14 protein-coding genes and 2 pseudogenes are annotated in these 13391 nt (G+C 64.2%); 10 read left to right on the top strand and 6 right to left on the bottom strand.

Going from position 1 to position 13391, the window contains the following annotated elements; translation table 11 throughout:
* Positions 1-6 precede the first annotated feature (6 nt).
* From ACFQPB_RS20920 to ACFQPB_RS20900, 5 genes are all read left to right on the top strand, one after another.
* Positions 7-1041, top strand: coding sequence for an AAA family ATPase (locus tag ACFQPB_RS20920; RefSeq protein ID WP_382227605.1), 1035 nt, complete (start codon positions 7-9; stop codon positions 1039-1041).
* Positions 1042-1049: 8 nt separating this feature from the next.
* On the top strand, positions 1050-1598 hold the full coding sequence (locus ACFQPB_RS20915; protein ID WP_382227602.1) for a hypothetical protein: 549 nt from the start codon (positions 1050-1052) through the stop codon (positions 1596-1598).
* A 134-nt stretch (positions 1599-1732) separates the two neighbouring features.
* Positions 1733-2068, top strand: a complete 336-nt coding sequence (locus ACFQPB_RS20910) for a type II toxin-antitoxin system RelE/ParE family toxin (protein ID WP_382227599.1) — start codon at positions 1733-1735, stop codon at positions 2066-2068.
* 9 nt (positions 2069-2077) lie between these two features.
* On the top strand, positions 2078-2371 hold the full coding sequence (locus ACFQPB_RS20905) for a helix-turn-helix domain-containing protein (RefSeq protein WP_382227596.1): 294 nt from the start codon (positions 2078-2080) through the stop codon (positions 2369-2371).
* A 175-nt stretch (positions 2372-2546) separates the two neighbouring features.
* A protein-coding gene (locus tag ACFQPB_RS20900) for an IS5 family transposase (RefSeq protein ID WP_382227594.1) occupies positions 2547-3313 on the top strand; the annotation gives its coding sequence in 2 pieces (ribosomal slippage) (positions 2547-2862 and positions 2862-3313; 768 coding nt in all).
* 243 nt (positions 3314-3556) lie between these two features.
* Here ACFQPB_RS20900 and ACFQPB_RS20895 read toward each other — a convergent pair.
* Positions 3557-4066 carry a PIN domain-containing protein gene (locus tag ACFQPB_RS20895; RefSeq protein WP_382227591.1) on the bottom strand — a complete coding sequence of 170 codons (510 nt, stop codon included), beginning with the start codon at positions 4064-4066 and terminating at the stop codon, positions 3557-3559.
* Positions 4047-5126: a helix-turn-helix domain-containing protein gene (locus ACFQPB_RS20890; protein WP_382227588.1), complete on the bottom strand. Its 1080-nt coding sequence runs from the start codon at positions 5124-5126 to the stop codon at positions 4047-4049. Before ACFQPB_RS20890 ends, ACFQPB_RS20895 begins: the two co-directional genes overlap by 20 nt.
* 109 nt (positions 5127-5235) lie before the next feature.
* Between ACFQPB_RS20890 and ACFQPB_RS20885 the strand changes: the two genes are divergently transcribed.
* Positions 5236-5892 (top strand): IS6 family transposase, encoded by a 657-nt coding sequence (locus ACFQPB_RS20885; RefSeq protein ID WP_382227585.1) that lies wholly within the window; start codon positions 5236-5238, stop codon positions 5890-5892.
* A 56-nt stretch (positions 5893-5948) separates the two neighbouring features.
* Here the strand turns inward: ACFQPB_RS20885 and ACFQPB_RS20880 are convergent.
* The 4 genes and pseudogenes from ACFQPB_RS20880 to ACFQPB_RS20865 all read right to left on the bottom strand — a co-directional run.
* Positions 5949-6176, bottom strand: a pseudogene (locus ACFQPB_RS20880) (group II intron reverse transcriptase/maturase); the annotation flags it as partial.
* A gap of 685 nt (positions 6177-6861) precedes the next feature.
* Positions 6862-7395, bottom strand: a pseudogene (locus ACFQPB_RS20875) (IS5 family transposase); the annotation flags it as partial.
* A 94-nt stretch (positions 7396-7489) separates the two neighbouring features.
* Positions 7490-8302, bottom strand: coding sequence for a 3-ketoacyl-ACP reductase (locus ACFQPB_RS20870; protein WP_382227583.1), 813 nt, complete (start codon positions 8300-8302; stop codon positions 7490-7492).
* 5 nt (positions 8303-8307) lie between these two features.
* Complete coding sequence (locus tag ACFQPB_RS20865; protein WP_382227581.1) at positions 8308-9081, bottom strand: IclR family transcriptional regulator; 774 nt, start codon at positions 9079-9081, stop codon at positions 8308-8310.
* Between the two features lie 163 nt (positions 9082-9244).
* Between ACFQPB_RS20865 and ACFQPB_RS20860 the strand changes: the two genes are divergently transcribed.
* Genes ACFQPB_RS20860 through ACFQPB_RS20845 form a run of 4 tightly spaced genes read left to right on the top strand, consistent with a single transcriptional unit; the run spans position 9245 to position 13201 of the window.
* The gene (locus ACFQPB_RS20860) at positions 9245-10015 is read left to right on the top strand and encodes an SDR family NAD(P)-dependent oxidoreductase (RefSeq protein WP_382227578.1); all 771 of its coding nucleotides are present in this window, start codon (positions 9245-9247) and stop codon (positions 10013-10015) included.
* A gap of 1 nt (position 10016) precedes the next feature.
* Positions 10017-10868, top strand: a complete 852-nt coding sequence (locus tag ACFQPB_RS20855) for an alpha/beta fold hydrolase (protein ID WP_382227575.1) — start codon at positions 10017-10019, stop codon at positions 10866-10868.
* Positions 10869-10890: 22 nt separating this feature from the next.
* Positions 10891-12396: a flavin-containing monooxygenase gene (locus ACFQPB_RS20850; protein WP_382227572.1), complete on the top strand. Its 1506-nt coding sequence runs from the start codon at positions 10891-10893 to the stop codon at positions 12394-12396.
* A 31-nt stretch (positions 12397-12427) separates the two neighbouring features.
* Positions 12428-13201, top strand: coding sequence for a coniferyl-alcohol dehydrogenase (locus ACFQPB_RS20845; RefSeq protein WP_382227569.1), 774 nt, complete (start codon positions 12428-12430; stop codon positions 13199-13201).
* Positions 13202-13391 lie beyond the last annotated feature (190 nt).

The raw sequence follows: 13391 nt of genomic DNA, 5'->3' as shown, positions 1-13391 counted from the left end.
GCCACCATGGCATCGAACCCATCACCTGCACCTGCCGACACGGCACGGGCGCGAACAACTGTGCTGCCCGCCAAGACCGGTGGCAGCCTCTCACTCCAGACCCATCCGCTGGCGCGGCGCCACTATCGGGTTGCCACGGCTGCCATCGAATCCTTCGTCGATCTGGTCGAGCACTGCGTCCGCGTCCTGATCCCCGGTGCACTGGTGTATGCGAGGCCGCGGATCGGCAAGACTCAGGCCATCGACTATCTGACCCTTCACCTGGCCAAGCACCGGCCGGACATCGTGGTTTTGCGTCTCTCGTGTGAGCACCACCGTTCGGATTTCGAAGGCCCCTTTTTCAACAGTTTGCTGTCAGCAGCGGGAGTCCGCCAGCCACTACCGAAGTCGATTTCCGACAAACGATTTGCGCTGCTGTGCCGAATCACCGAGCAGGCTCAGGTGCACGCGGGTCACATTGTTGTGTTGATGTGCGATGAGGCGCAGCGTCTCTCAAAACATGGACTCGAATGGCTGCGCGACGTCCACGACCAGTTGGCCCGCCACGGTATCCACCTCATCACGTTCCTGGTCGGTCAGCCGCAGCTGCTGGCACAGAAAGCCCAATACCAGCTCTCCGGTGACGAGCAGATCGTCGCTCGTTTCATGATCGAGCAGCTCCAATTTCGCGGCATCGCGCGAGCCGAAGACGCGGCGACCTGCCTGGCCAGCTACGACATCAGCCGCTACCCGGAGGATGGGGGTGCGACTTTTGCCGAGTTTTTCTACCCGCAAGCCTATGGCGCAGGCATGCGGCTGGCGCAACACGCCCATGGCTTGTGGGCAGCATTTGTCCACGCCCATGCACGCTCTCAGCTGCCAGGGGCTGTTGAGGTTCCAATGGACTACTTCACGCGTGCTGTGGAGACGGTTCTGCTTAACGGCCCCCTGTGGGACACGCTGGGCTTTGAGCCGACGGAGGGGCACTGGGAGCGCGCCGTTCGTGATTCCGGCTATGTGGCCTCGCGACAGACGGTGCGCGAGAGCACCCAAAGTGGGTAGGTGAAACCATGGTTCTGCCCATCCTCGTGCCACCAATCGAATGGTCGTGGGACGTGCAGGCAGAGGTCACACCGCTGAGGCGGCCACGGCGACGTCCGCCAAGCTATCCAAGTCGGCACAGCATCTTGACTGGCCGTTTTATCCTGGGTGCTGATGCGCGCAGGTTGCCCCCCTATGGTTCGCCAGTTGAGCACACGACGCGCGACCTGCTGTTTGATTGCGAGGTGCTGATCAAGGCGTTGCTGCGGCGCGCCCGCCGCTCCATCGGCTCTCGTGCGACAGCGGCGATTCTGCGCATCAGCCACAGCTTTGAGCCAGCCAGTGGCACCGTGACCGCTTGTGCCAGCGACGCCGCCGTCGTGGCATGGATGATGGCGGCGATGCGGTGGCAGGGCATGACACACCCGCAGTCGCTCATTGTCCCCAGCCTGCACCCACCGACCGCAGTCGTACACTGGCTTGCGCACTTCGGAGTCGAACAACAGTTGATGCGCGGGCGGGCGATTCTTGATTTGCTGGTGATGCGTTTTCACATTGTTGCTGAGCGATGCCGCTAGCACATTCGAGCGGTGATGGCCTGTGCCAGAAGGGCGGGTTGAGCAGGGCAGACACTCGGGGTATTTCGCTGTGCATTGTGATTGGCCCCAGCTCTGCTCGCACAAAAGTGTATTTATTTTGATACCATTGCCGCATGGACGAGCCAATACTCTCGGTTGTCTTTTTTCGCACCGAGGCCGGCACCGAACCTGTGCGGGACTGGTTGCGCGAGTTGACGGTGGAAGATCGAAAGACCATTGGCATCGACATCAAGACTGTCCAATACGGGTGGCCCTTGGGCATGCCGCTGGTGCGCAAGATGGAGCCGGGGTTGTGGGAGGTGCGCTGCGATATTGCCGACGGCATTGCGCGCGTACTGTTTACCGCGAAGGCCGGGCAGATGGTGCTGCTGCACGGTTTTGTGAAGAAGACTCAGAAGACGCCGGACAACGAATTGAAGACAGCCCGTAATCGCCTAAAGAAGCTGTAGGAGCTCATGATGAACAAGCACATCGGCAGCGATTTTGATGACCTTCTCGACGAGGATGGTTTGCGAGAAGAGGCCATGGCCGCTGCTGTGAAGCGTGTGATCGCCTGGCAGATCGCACAGTCCATGAAGGCTCAAAAGGTCACCAAGACCGAGATGGCCGCGCGCATGCATACGAGTCGCATGGTCGTGAACCGCTTGCTCGACGAGAAGGACACCAGCGTTACTCTGGCAACGCTGGCCCGTGCCAGTGCAGCGTTGGGAGCGTCGCTGCGTTTCGAGCTGGGTACGGCGGTGACGGCCTGACTTGCCTTCGCTGTGGGCAGCAGCGGACGCTTTGAAGTGCCCTGGCAACCCGAGGGTCGGAGGTCGAGTGGATGACGCGGTCCAGTGCCGGACGGCACTTTTGCGACGAAGTCACAGAATTAGGGCGTGTTAACACTAATTTCCTAAATGGGGTTGATGGGCGACACTGTCGGGCATGGAAATCACACCCGAACAGTTTGCGCGTGTCCAACACTGCCTACCGACCCAACGCGGTAACGTGAGCATGACCAACCTGCAGGTGGTCAATGCCATGCTCTACGTGGCCGAGCACGGTTGCAAATGGCGTGGCCTGCCCAAAAGGTTTGGCAACTGGCACACCATCTACACCCGCATGCGCCGGTGGGAGAGGGCTGGTGTACTGGACAAGATGTTCCAGGAACTCCAGCGCGAGCAGGTGGTGCGCATTCGCATCGAAGCCGTTTCGCTCGACTCCACCAGCATCAAGGTTCACCCAGACGGCACCGGTGCGTTAAAAAAAACGGCCCGCAATCCATCGGCAAGTCCCGAGGCGGATGGAACACCAAGGTTCATCTGGTTGCCGCGGATGCTCGAACGGCTGTGACTTTCTGCCTGTCGCCCGGACAGGCGCATGATGCCCCTGAGGGCCGCCGTCTCCTGCAAAGCTTGGGGCCAACGAGTCGGCCAATCCACCTGCTCATGGACCGTGCGTACGAAGGAAACGAAACACGCCAATTGGCCCTGGACTTGGGGTTCATTCCCGTCGTTCCTCCAACGCGGACACGTCTTGACCCCTGGGAATACGACCGAGCCATGTACCGGCGGCGCAATGAGGTCGAGCGGCTCTTTCGGCGCTTGAAGGGCTATCGACGAATCTTCTCTCGGTTCGAGAAACTCGACGCCATGTTTCTCGGCTTCCTCAGCTTTGTCCTGGTGGCGGATGGACTTCGCGGTTTGTGTTAACAGGCCCTAGTACAACGATCTCCATATAAATCAATGGTTTATATGGAGCCGCCCCGTGATTTTGGAGGCAATGCCGTCCAGAGTCACACTTTTACGTCGTATTCGTAACAGTATTACTACACTTCACGGTGGGGCGGGCGGCAACGTGCGCTGTGTTCAAGGATGTCTCTGATCTTTGATGCCCGCTGCAGTCGTGTTCAACGAAAAGTTCCAGGGCAAAGCGGCAGCTTTATAAATGGTTGGTCAACGCAAAGCGTTCAGCATTTTTTCGGCGTCTGGCCAGGGCAACCGACGTTTGCCCAACTTCATTCTGTCGAGTGCCTTGAAGGCGTCGTCGACCGTCAGCAACTGGTTTTCGATCATGGCGCACAACAATCCGATGGTGCCCATGACGCTGACCTGCTCTTTGCTGGCGACAACCCGCAAGTTGGTGTCGCCCGTCAGCAGGGTGCAGGCCTCCTGCTTCGCAAGCGCCAGTGCCAAGTAGTCGTTGTGACTGGGCTTGGGGCCGTTTTTCGCCGGAAGCAGGTGGTTGTGCTGGCCTGGCAACTGCTGGGCATACGCCACGAAGTCGCCGCTGACCTCCATGATCTGCAAGCCCAGGTCTTCAAGGCCTGGACTGCCTGGCTCAATTTCTTCGTAGTACAGCAGGTCAGGGATGCCGAACTGCATCGGAAGCAGAAAGAGCGTTTCCATCAACGCTCCTGCCTCCATGTCGATCAAGATGTTGGCATCACTGATGAGCAACCGCATCCGATGACTCCAACTGGCGTTCTTTGTGGAAGCGCATCATCGGGATGCCCAGCAGCTCCGCTGCCTTGCCCTCGGAGATGTACTGCTCGGCCAGGGCGCGGTACACCAACTGATCGAACAGTCGTGGCTGCTCTTGCGGCAGCGGGTCGCCCGGCTCGTTCTTGCGCCAGCCCTTTGCCGAAAACCGCTTCACCATCGAAAGGTGAGCAGCCTCGGTGATCACGCCACACTGTTTTGCGCGCTGCAGCCATCCGGCCATCGATAGGCCGAACTCGTGTTTGAGCACGTACAGCTCTTGCCATTCCAGCGCATGACGTTGTGCCCCAAGCAACTGCAACACCGCGACACGCGGAGCCAGGAATGCACCGGCGAAACGGTCGCAGGCCTTCTCTTCGTCGATGCCGTCAGCCAGTCGTCCTTCGAGCAGCAAATGCCCCAGCTCATGCGCCAGGGTGAACCGCTGTCGATCACCAGGCCAGCGCTTGGAAACAGCCACGACCGGATACTCCCGGCCATCATCGGTTCGAGCCTTGGCCGTCAAGCCAGAGAAGCCTGGGTTTTCTTCATCGACCACGATGACCAGCAAGCCAAGGCCTTCGAGGGTGTCGGTGAGGTCGGCAATCGGGTTCAGCCCCAGCTGCCATGCGTTGCGAACCGTATCCGAGAACGCATCGATCTCATCCGGCGAGGCGACGTGTTCAGGCAAGTTCGCGGGTGGTGCAAACGCCGGGAACGGAAGCTCGGGAAAGGCACCGAGCAACTCCACGCGCTTTTCCACCAACTCGACGACCTTGATCTTCAGCGCATCCTGCGCCGTCTTGCCAAAGGTCGAGAGCTTGCGGAACTCGGGCTGCAGCAGCTCGACCGAATGCGTGCGAAAGAAGTACTCGGTCCGGATGCCGCAGGCGCGGGCCAGCTTGAGAAGCTGAGACGACGAGGGCGTCAGAAGACCCTTCTCGTACTTTTGGATGGCGGTGTGAGAAACACCCACCTGTTCGCCCAACGCACCCAGGGTCAGACCTGCCGCCAATCGTGCTTGACGAATGCGATCTGCAATCATGACGCCTCCTTGGTGTTGGGTTTAAAACGACCCATATCCTACCAAATTTTTAAACCAAAGAGAACCCCACCCGGTACTGTCGCGGTAAGCCGCGCATAGACAATGGGGCATGGCCCCACTGCATTTCCAATTGGCAAACTCGACCCTGCGCCGCGTAATCAAACGGGTGCACTTTCCGTTGGAGGTCATGCTGGTATGCGTTCGCTGGTACGCGTCCTACCCGCTGAGCTTGCGAAACCTGGAAGAAATGATGGCCGAGCGTGGCGTGTGCGTCGACCATGCCACTGTCCATCGCTGGGCCCTGAAGATCCTGCCCGTCTTGGCCGGTGTGTTCCGCCGACGAAAACGCGCAGTCGGTACCTCTTGGCGCATGGATGAGACCTACATCCTGGTGGGGGGACAATGGAAGTATCTGTACCGTGCCGTTGACCGGATGGGCCAGACCGTGGACTTTCTACTCACTGCCCGGCGTGACGAGGCAGCGGTGCGGCGTTTTATCGAGCAGGCCATCAACTTGCACGATGTACCCGAGAAGATCACCATCGATAAGAGCGGGGCGAACACCGCTGCTGTCAGAGGGTTGATGGCGGACAGCGGACTGGCCATTGAACTGCGCCAGTCAAAGTACCTGAACAACATTGTTGAGCAGGACCACCGGGCCATTAAGCGACGGGTCAGGCCCATGATGGGGTTCAAGTCATTTTGGGCTGCCCGCCGAATCCTCGCAGGGGCTCCGTTTATGCAACAGAGCCTCAGCAGACCGTGATCGATGTGATCGAAGGCCGCCTGGATATCAAACTCCACCACCCAGTCATACCGCCAGCAGCGTTCACGAGTGATCGCCACGGCTTGCTTCGCCGACCGACCCGGCCGGTACCCATAAGAGTCCGGATGGAAGATCGGGTCCAGCTCTGGCTCGATGAGAAGCTTGACGACGGTTTGCGCAACACGGTCAGAGACCGTGGGCACTCCCAGCTTGCGCGTGCCCCCCGACGCCTTTGGAATCTCCACCTGCTTGACCGGCGGCGGGAAGTACGACCCCGACGACATCCGGTTCCACAACTTGTACAGATTCTTTGACAGGTCCTGCTCGAAGTCAGCGATGGTCTTATCGTCGACCCCGGCAGCACCTCGGTTGGCCTTGACTTGCTGGTATGCCTCCCATACCGTGCGCTTCGCTATGCCGTAAGGTTTCGCCGATTTCACGCCGCTCATCCCCGGAGGTTGGCAACATTCGTCGGCAGGATAACGCCTCCCCTTCGCTCCACCTCCATTACAAAGGCTTCATCGCTACTACGGGAAGCTCCGCCCCTCGCCCCAGCATCGGTATTCTTCCTCATGGTGTTTGCCATTTGTCATTTCCCTTCACATCTGGAGAGAGGTTCTCACGTTCCGTACCAAAGCCTGTATTGAGATCATGCCGCCTTTACACCGGCTGCCATCGGGTCCGTAAACAGGTATCGCCCCGATTCATCCTGAAGCCAATGGTCCACCTCAGTTTTGACAGCGCTTTAGGCATAACGATGCGTCGTCGGACGGTTTGCTTTCGCTCATCTTCTCAATACACACCTGCCACCCCTATTGGGATGACTTTCGCCCGGTCGCTCACCACCGCGCCTTTTGAACGCAGCAGCACCGGGTGGTTTGAAGCCTGCTCCTGCAAGCCGACTTCGGGAGGCCTACTCCCATCTTCAGTACAGCACCACAGGTCTGCCGCCTGTGTTCGTGACACACACCACTGCTGCCCCTTGCTGGTCTGGTGCATCTCGGGGTCTCTGGCCTTGTCGGCGTTCTTGGTGGAGCTGGGCGCGCCGATGATGGTGGCGTCAACGATGGTGCCGGTGTTGACTTTGATGCCGCGCGCCTGCAGTTCCATACCCACGCGTGCGAACAGGGCTTCGCCCAACTTGTTGTCGTTGAGCAGGCGGCGGAACCTGAGCATGGTGGTGGCGTCGGGCACGGGCTCGCAACCCAGGTCGATGCCAACGAAGCGGCGCAGGCTGGCACTGTCGTACAGGGCTTCCTCGCAGGCCAAGTCGGCGAGGTTGAACCAGTGCTGGATGAAATGGATACGCAACATGCGCTCCAGACCGATGGGTGGACGCCCATTGCCTGCCTTGGGGTAGTGCGGTGCGATTTCATCGCACAGCGCAACCCACGGCACCAGCGCATCCATGGTCTTGAGAAATTCGTCGCGCCGCGTGGGTTTGCGATGCTGTTCAAAGCCCGACTGTGCGTCGGCTGCCATGGCAAGGGTCTGCTGCTTCATGACCCCGTAATTTACCCAGACGCCCAGTCCAGCGGGGACTTTTTCAGCATTGCCTTAAGTTCAATGATGCCGGATCAGCAGTCTTACTGAAATACTAGGTTGCACGCGCGATATTGAGCCCACCGGCTATCCAAAAGGGCTGGCCGGTGATGTAGGGCATGCGGCCGCTGGCCAGGGTGCTGATGGCCAGGCCCACGTCCTCGGGCTTGCCCCAGCGGGGCATAGGCACGCGGCCTTCGGCGATCCACTGGTCGATGGTGGCGCTGCCGGCGGAGGCGGTCATGTCGGTCTGGATGAAGCCGGGCCGCACCTCGTGCACCGCCACGCCGTGGGGCGCGAGCCGGGCCGCGAACAGGCGCGCCGTCATGGACAGGGCGGCCTTGCTCACGCAGTACTGCGCGCGGTCGGTGGAGGCCATCTCGGCTGCGATGGAGGTGACGAAGACGATGGAGCGGCATAGGGCCGGGTCGACGGGCATGGCCAGCAGCCGCCGCGCAAAGGCCTGGGTGAGGAAGAAGCTGCCGCGCAGGTTCACGTCCAGCGAGCGGTCGAAGGCGGCCGGCGCCAGTTCCAGCAGGTCGGTCAGCGGGCGCGCGGCGATGCCGGCGTTGTTGACCAGGCAGCACAGCGGGCCCAGGTCGTGCTCGATCTGGGCCAGGGTGTCGTCGTGGCGCGCCAGGTCGGCGATGTCCAGCGGGTGGTAGCGGGCCCGGCCACCGTGTTCGGCCAGCGACGCCAGCACGGCCTCGCAGTCGGGGCCGGGTGGCGCGAGGTCGATCACCGCGAGGTCGAAGCCGTCGCGGGCCAGTTGGCGGGCGGTGGCCAGGCCGATGCCACGCAGGCCGCCGGTGACGATGGCGACGGGGCGCGGGGTGGATGGAGAAGGGGTGGTGGGCGGTGTAGGCATGGGGTTCAGTCGATGAAGTGGGCGATGTCCTGTGCGGCCTTGAGCAGGCGGGGCGCGAGTTGCTTGACGCGTTCGGCGGTGAGCCGTTCCTCGACCGCCGAGATCGATACCGTCATGTAGGGCTTACGGGTGGCCGAGGGGATGGGGGCGGCCATGCCGGCGATGCCCGGCATGACGATGTTCTTGCCGGCGCAGTAGCCCAGGGTGTGGACCTCGGCGATGCGTTCGCGGATCTGCCGCTCCAGCTGGCGGCGGTGTTTTTCGACCCAGTCGCGCGGCGCGTCCAGCGCCAGCCGGTTGATGGCGATGCGCTGCTCGCCTTCGTCCAGCGAGGCCAGCAGCGCCAGGCCCGAGTAGCTGGCGGTGAAGGGCTTGCTGTCGTTGACCGACACCACATGGGTGCGTATGGGGTAGTTGCCCTCCACCCGCAGCAGGTAGTGAACGCCGTCGAACTTGCGCAGCGCGACGTAGACCACGTCGCCGCAGTGATCGGCCAGGCCCTGCGCGATCTGGCGGATGGCGTTCAGGTCGCGTATCGGGTTGGGCGCCGACAGCCCCAGCGAGAATAGCGCCGGGCCCAGGGCGTAGCGTTTGTCCTCGCGCTGGGCGACGAAGCCCACCACGGCCAGCTCGCCCAGCATGCGGTGCACCGTGGGGCGGGCGATGCCGGTGTCCAGCGCGATGTCTTTGAGCCGCGCGCCGGCCGCGCCCTGCCGCGAGATGGCGGTGAGCACCTGGGCCACGCGTTCGATCACCTGCGTCTTGGGGGTCTCGTCCATGGTGTGTCTCTGGTGGTGGGTGTGAGTCCGTTGAATGGACTTCATTTGTGGGTGGTGATGACCATCAACACTTAAGATTATGTCCTGACACAGAAGAAGTAGGCGATTTCATTCCGTCTTCTGATTTGAAAATCAGTCCATTAATCGGACTTTCAGGGCAAACATGGAGACAAACACACACACGCCCCTGGCGGGCCAGGTGGCCATCGTCACCGGGGCCGGCGGCGGCATCGGCCGGGCGGTCTGCCTCAAGCTGGCGGCCCAGGGTGCGCGCGTGCTGGTGCTGGACCGCGACGAGGCCGGTGCGCAGCAGGTGGTGGCCGAGTTGGCCACGCGTGGCCAGGACGGCGTGGCGCTGGTCGGCGACGTCTGCGACCCCGCGCTGGGCCCGCAGGCGCTGGCCCTGGCACTGGCGCGTTTTGGCCGCCTGGACATCCTGGTCAACAACGCCGGCATGGGCAGCGCCATGCTGCCGCTGTGGGAGGTTGACCTGGCCACCTGGCGGCGCGACCTGGACCTCAACCTCACCAGCCAGTTCCTGATGTGCCGCGCGGTGGTGCCGCATTTGGTGCGGGCGGGCTACGGCCGCATCCTCAACGTGGCTTCGGCCGCCGGCATGGAGGGCCATCCTTTCAGTGGCGCCTACGCGGCGGCCAAGGCCGGCGTCATCGCCATGACCAAGACCCTGGGCAAGGAGTTGGCGAAACAAGGTGTGGTGGTCAATGCCATCGCGCCCGCACTGATCGAATCGGGCATGTTGTCCAGCGACTGGTTCGACCCCCAGGTCAAGGCCGAGCTGCTGGGCCGCATTCCCATGGGCCGCGCCGGGCGGCCCGACGAGGTGGCCGAGATGGTCGCCTTTCTCGTGAGCCCGTCGGTGAGCTTCTCCACCGGCGCCGTGTTTGACCTCTCCGGTGGCCGAGCCACCTACTGACATGACGACAAATCTTTTCAACCGGCACGCGGCCAGCGTGTCCGTCGATGGCACCGAGGTGCCTTACTTCAGCGCCGGCGACGGCCAGGCCGGCGCCCCCGTGCTGGTGATGGTGCACGGCAGCACCGGCAGCACCGACAGCCACTACGGCTACCTCTTTCCCATGTTGTCCTTCCGCCAGCGCGTGGTGTCCATCGACCTGCGGCCACCGGCCGAGGGCGGCGAGCTGACGCTGGCGCAGCTGGTGCGCCAGGTGGGCGCGGTGATCGACGTGGTGGGCGGTGGCCGGCCGGTGGCCCTCATGGGCTATTCGCTGGGCGCCGTGGTGGCCGCCGCCGTGGCCGCCGAACGGCCGGACGAGGTGCGCCAGCTGCTGCTGGTGGCCGGCTGGATCAAGACCGATGGCCACCAGCAGTGGCGCAACGGCATCTGGCGCCAGCTGCGCCGCACCGGCTCGGAGGCCATCCGCCACTACATGCTGTTCTGCGCCTTCAGCTCCGGTTTCGTGGCCGCACGCACGCCGCAAGAGCTGACCGACATGGCCAACCGGATCGCGTTGGACGGTTTTGTGGACCAGCAGATGGACCTCAACAGCCGCATCGACATCAGCGCGCTGGTGCCGCGCATACGCGCCACCACCCTGGTGGTGGGCTGTAGCCAGGACCAGATGGTGCCGCGTGGCCACAGCCAGCAGCTGTTTGGCGCCATCGAGGACGCCCGCTACACCGAGATCGACTCGGGCCACGCGGTGGTGTTCGAACGCCCGGCCGAGCTGCTCAGCGTGATCGACCACTTCCTGCGCGACCCCGCCGCCCACCCGGCCGGCAGCATCCTGCCCGCCGCCCGCCCCTGAACCTTTCCCAACGGACCACAACATGAGCACCACACAGCAGGGGTCGGCCACGACCCACACCGACCTTCTCATCGTGGGCGCGGGCTTTGGCGGCCTCGGCCTGGGCATCCGGCTCAAGCGGCGCGGCCAACACGGTTTTCTCATCATCGAGCGCGCCGACGACGTGGGTGGCACCTGGCGCGACAACCACTACCCCGGCGTCGCCTGCGACGTGCCCTCGCACCTGTACTCCTTCTCCTTCCGGCCCAACCCGAACTGGTCGCAGGTGTTTTCGCCCGGCGGCGAGATCCAGCAGTACCTGCGCGACTGCGCCCGCGAGGAAGGCCTGCTGCCCCACATACGCCTGGGCACCACCATGCTGGACGCGCGCTGGGACGAGGACGAGGGCCAATGGCGGGTGGACACCTCGCGCGGCCTCATCACCTGCCGGGTGCTGATCGCCTGCCCGGGCCACCTGGCCGACGAGCACCTGCCCGACATCCCGGGCCTGGCCGATTTCCAGGGCGAGATCTTCCACTCGGCGCGCTGGAACCATGGCGTTGAACTCCAGGGCAAGCGCATCGGCGTGGTGGGCTCGGGCGCGTCGGCCATCCAGGTGGTGCCCGAGATGGCGAAGCTGGCCAGCGAGCTGGTGGTGTTCCAGCGCAGCGCGCCCTACATCATCCCGCGCGCCAACCGCTGCTACACCGAGGCCGAGAAGCGCCTGTTCGCCCGCGACCCCTCGGTGATGGAGCGCCTGCGCTCGGAGCTGTTCTGGACCGGTGAATACAACTTCGCCCAGCGCCGCAACCTGCCGCGTTTCGTGTCGGAGGCCAAGGCGCTGGCGCTGGGCCACCTGGGCACCCAGGTCAGCGACGCCACCCTGCGCCAGGCGCTCACGCCCGACTACGAGATCGGCTGCAAGCGGGTGCTGATCTCCAACGACTACTTCCCCGCGCTGACGCGCGAGAACGTGCGGCTGGAGGCCTCGGCCCTGGCCCGCGTCGAGGGCAGCGTGGCCATCAGCGCGCGCGGCGAACGCTTCGAGCTGGACGTGCTGGTCTGCGCCACCGGCTTCGAGGCCACCCGCCCGCCCTTCGCGAAACTCATCCACGGCCGCGACGGCGTCAACCTCGACGATCACTGGAGCCGGGGCATGCAGGCTTACGACTCCATCGCCGTGCACGGCTATCCCAACCTCTTCATCATCAACGGCCCCAACACCGGCCTGGGCCACAACTCGGTGGTCTACATCATCGAGGCCCAGGTGGACTACATCCTGGGCGCGCTGGACCACGCCGGGCAGAACGGCCTGGCCGTGCTGGAGGCCGATGCCCAGGCCGAGGCCGACTACATGGACGCGCTGGACACACGTGCCCAGGGCACGGTCTGGCTGGCCGGCGGTTGCAAGAGCTGGTACGTGGACGAGCGCAGCCGCCGCCTCACCCTGGTGTGGCCTGACTACGCCTACGCCTTCCGCGAGGCCAACGGCCGCTTCCACCCCGAGGGTTACCGCAGCCGCGCCGAGGCCCTGGCCGACGCCGTCTGAGGCCCGCTCACATTCCACCGAGAGAGACCCCGTGTTCCAGAACAAAACCATCATCGTCACCGGTGCCGCCTCCGGTATCGGCGCGGCCACCGCCCAACTGCTGGCAGGGCAGGGCGCCGAGGTCATCGCGGTCGACCGCGTGCAGCCCGCCGCCGCCCCGGGCCGCTTCGTCCAGGCCGACCTGTCCGACCCCGCCGACATCCGGCGCCTGGTGGCCGAGCTGCCCGGCGGCGCCCACGGCCTGGCCAACATCGCCGGCGTGCCACCCACGCGGCCGGCGGCCCAGGTGCTCAAGGTCAACCTGCTGGGCCTCAGGCAGCTCACCCTGCAGCTGGTGCCCAAGCTGGCCGATGGCGCGTCCATCGTCAACCTGGCCTCGCTGGCCGGCATGGGCTGGCCGCAGGCGGTGCCGGCCCTGCGCGCCAGCGAGTCGCTGGACTTCGACGGCGTCGAGGCCTTCTGCGAACGGCACGGCATCGCGGGCGCGCGCAGCTACTTCTTCGCCAAGGAGGCCCTGATCGCCTGGACCCACCAGCAGCGCTGGGCCTGGCGCGCGCGTGGCATACGCATGAACGCGGTCAGCCCCGGCCCGGTGGACACGCCCATCCTGGGCGACTTCATCCAGACCCTGGGCGCCCGCGCCGAGGAAGACATGCGGGTGATGGACCGCCCCGGCCGGCCCGGCGACATCGCGCCGGTGGTGGCCTTCCTGCTGTCCGACGCCTCGGCCTGGGTACGCGGCGCCAACATCCCCGCCGATGGCGGCATGCACGCGAAGCTGCTGTGCGACATGCACGGCCTGTGAGGAGCGACACGGCATGAACACCCTACAGATGCTGATCGCGGGGCAGGGCGCGCACGCCGCCTCGGGCGCGGTCTTCACGCGCCACAACCCCGTCACCGGCGCGCCCGCCACCCAGGCGCCCGCCGCCGGCGCGGCCGATGCCCGCCTGGCCGCCGGTGCCGCCGCCGCCGCGTTGCCCGCCTGGGCCGCG

The organism is Hydrogenophaga atypica (assembly GCF_042665215.1).
Taxonomy (GTDB): domain Bacteria; phylum Pseudomonadota; class Gammaproteobacteria; order Burkholderiales; family Burkholderiaceae_C; genus Hydrogenophaga; species Hydrogenophaga defluvii_A.
The sequence above is the reverse complement of the archived record's forward strand: the minus strand, read 5'-3'. Positions and strand labels throughout refer to the sequence as shown.

Excerpts from the sequence above, each read along its gene's own strand:
- ACFQPB_RS20920 (WP_382227605.1), top strand. The coding sequence starts at position 7 with ATGGCATCGAACCCATCACCTGCACCTGCCGACACGGCACGGGCGCGA.
- ACFQPB_RS20915 (WP_382227602.1), top strand. The coding sequence starts at position 1,050 with ATGGTTCTGCCCATCCTCGTGCCACCAATCGAATGGTCGTGGGACGTG.
- ACFQPB_RS20910 (WP_382227599.1), top strand. The coding sequence starts at position 1,733 with ATGGACGAGCCAATACTCTCGGTTGTCTTTTTTCGCACCGAGGCCGGC.
- ACFQPB_RS20905 (WP_382227596.1), top strand. The coding sequence starts at position 2,078 with ATGAACAAGCACATCGGCAGCGATTTTGATGACCTTCTCGACGAGGAT.
- ACFQPB_RS20895 (WP_382227591.1), bottom strand. The coding sequence starts at position 4,066 with ATGCGGTTGCTCATCAGTGATGCCAACATCTTGATCGACATGGAGGCA.
- ACFQPB_RS20890 (WP_382227588.1), bottom strand. The coding sequence starts at position 5,126 with ATGATTGCAGATCGCATTCGTCAAGCACGATTGGCGGCAGGTCTGACC.
- ACFQPB_RS20885 (WP_382227585.1), top strand. The coding sequence starts at position 5,236 with ATGGCCCCACTGCATTTCCAATTGGCAAACTCGACCCTGCGCCGCGTA.
- ACFQPB_RS20870 (WP_382227583.1), bottom strand. The coding sequence starts at position 8,302 with ATGCCTACACCGCCCACCACCCCTTCTCCATCCACCCCGCGCCCCGTC.
- ACFQPB_RS20865 (WP_382227581.1), bottom strand. The coding sequence starts at position 9,081 with ATGGACGAGACCCCCAAGACGCAGGTGATCGAACGCGTGGCCCAGGTG.
- ACFQPB_RS20860 (WP_382227578.1), top strand. The coding sequence starts at position 9,245 with ATGGAGACAAACACACACACGCCCCTGGCGGGCCAGGTGGCCATCGTC.
- ACFQPB_RS20855 (WP_382227575.1), top strand. The coding sequence starts at position 10,017 with ATGACGACAAATCTTTTCAACCGGCACGCGGCCAGCGTGTCCGTCGAT.
- ACFQPB_RS20850 (WP_382227572.1), top strand. The coding sequence starts at position 10,891 with ATGAGCACCACACAGCAGGGGTCGGCCACGACCCACACCGACCTTCTC.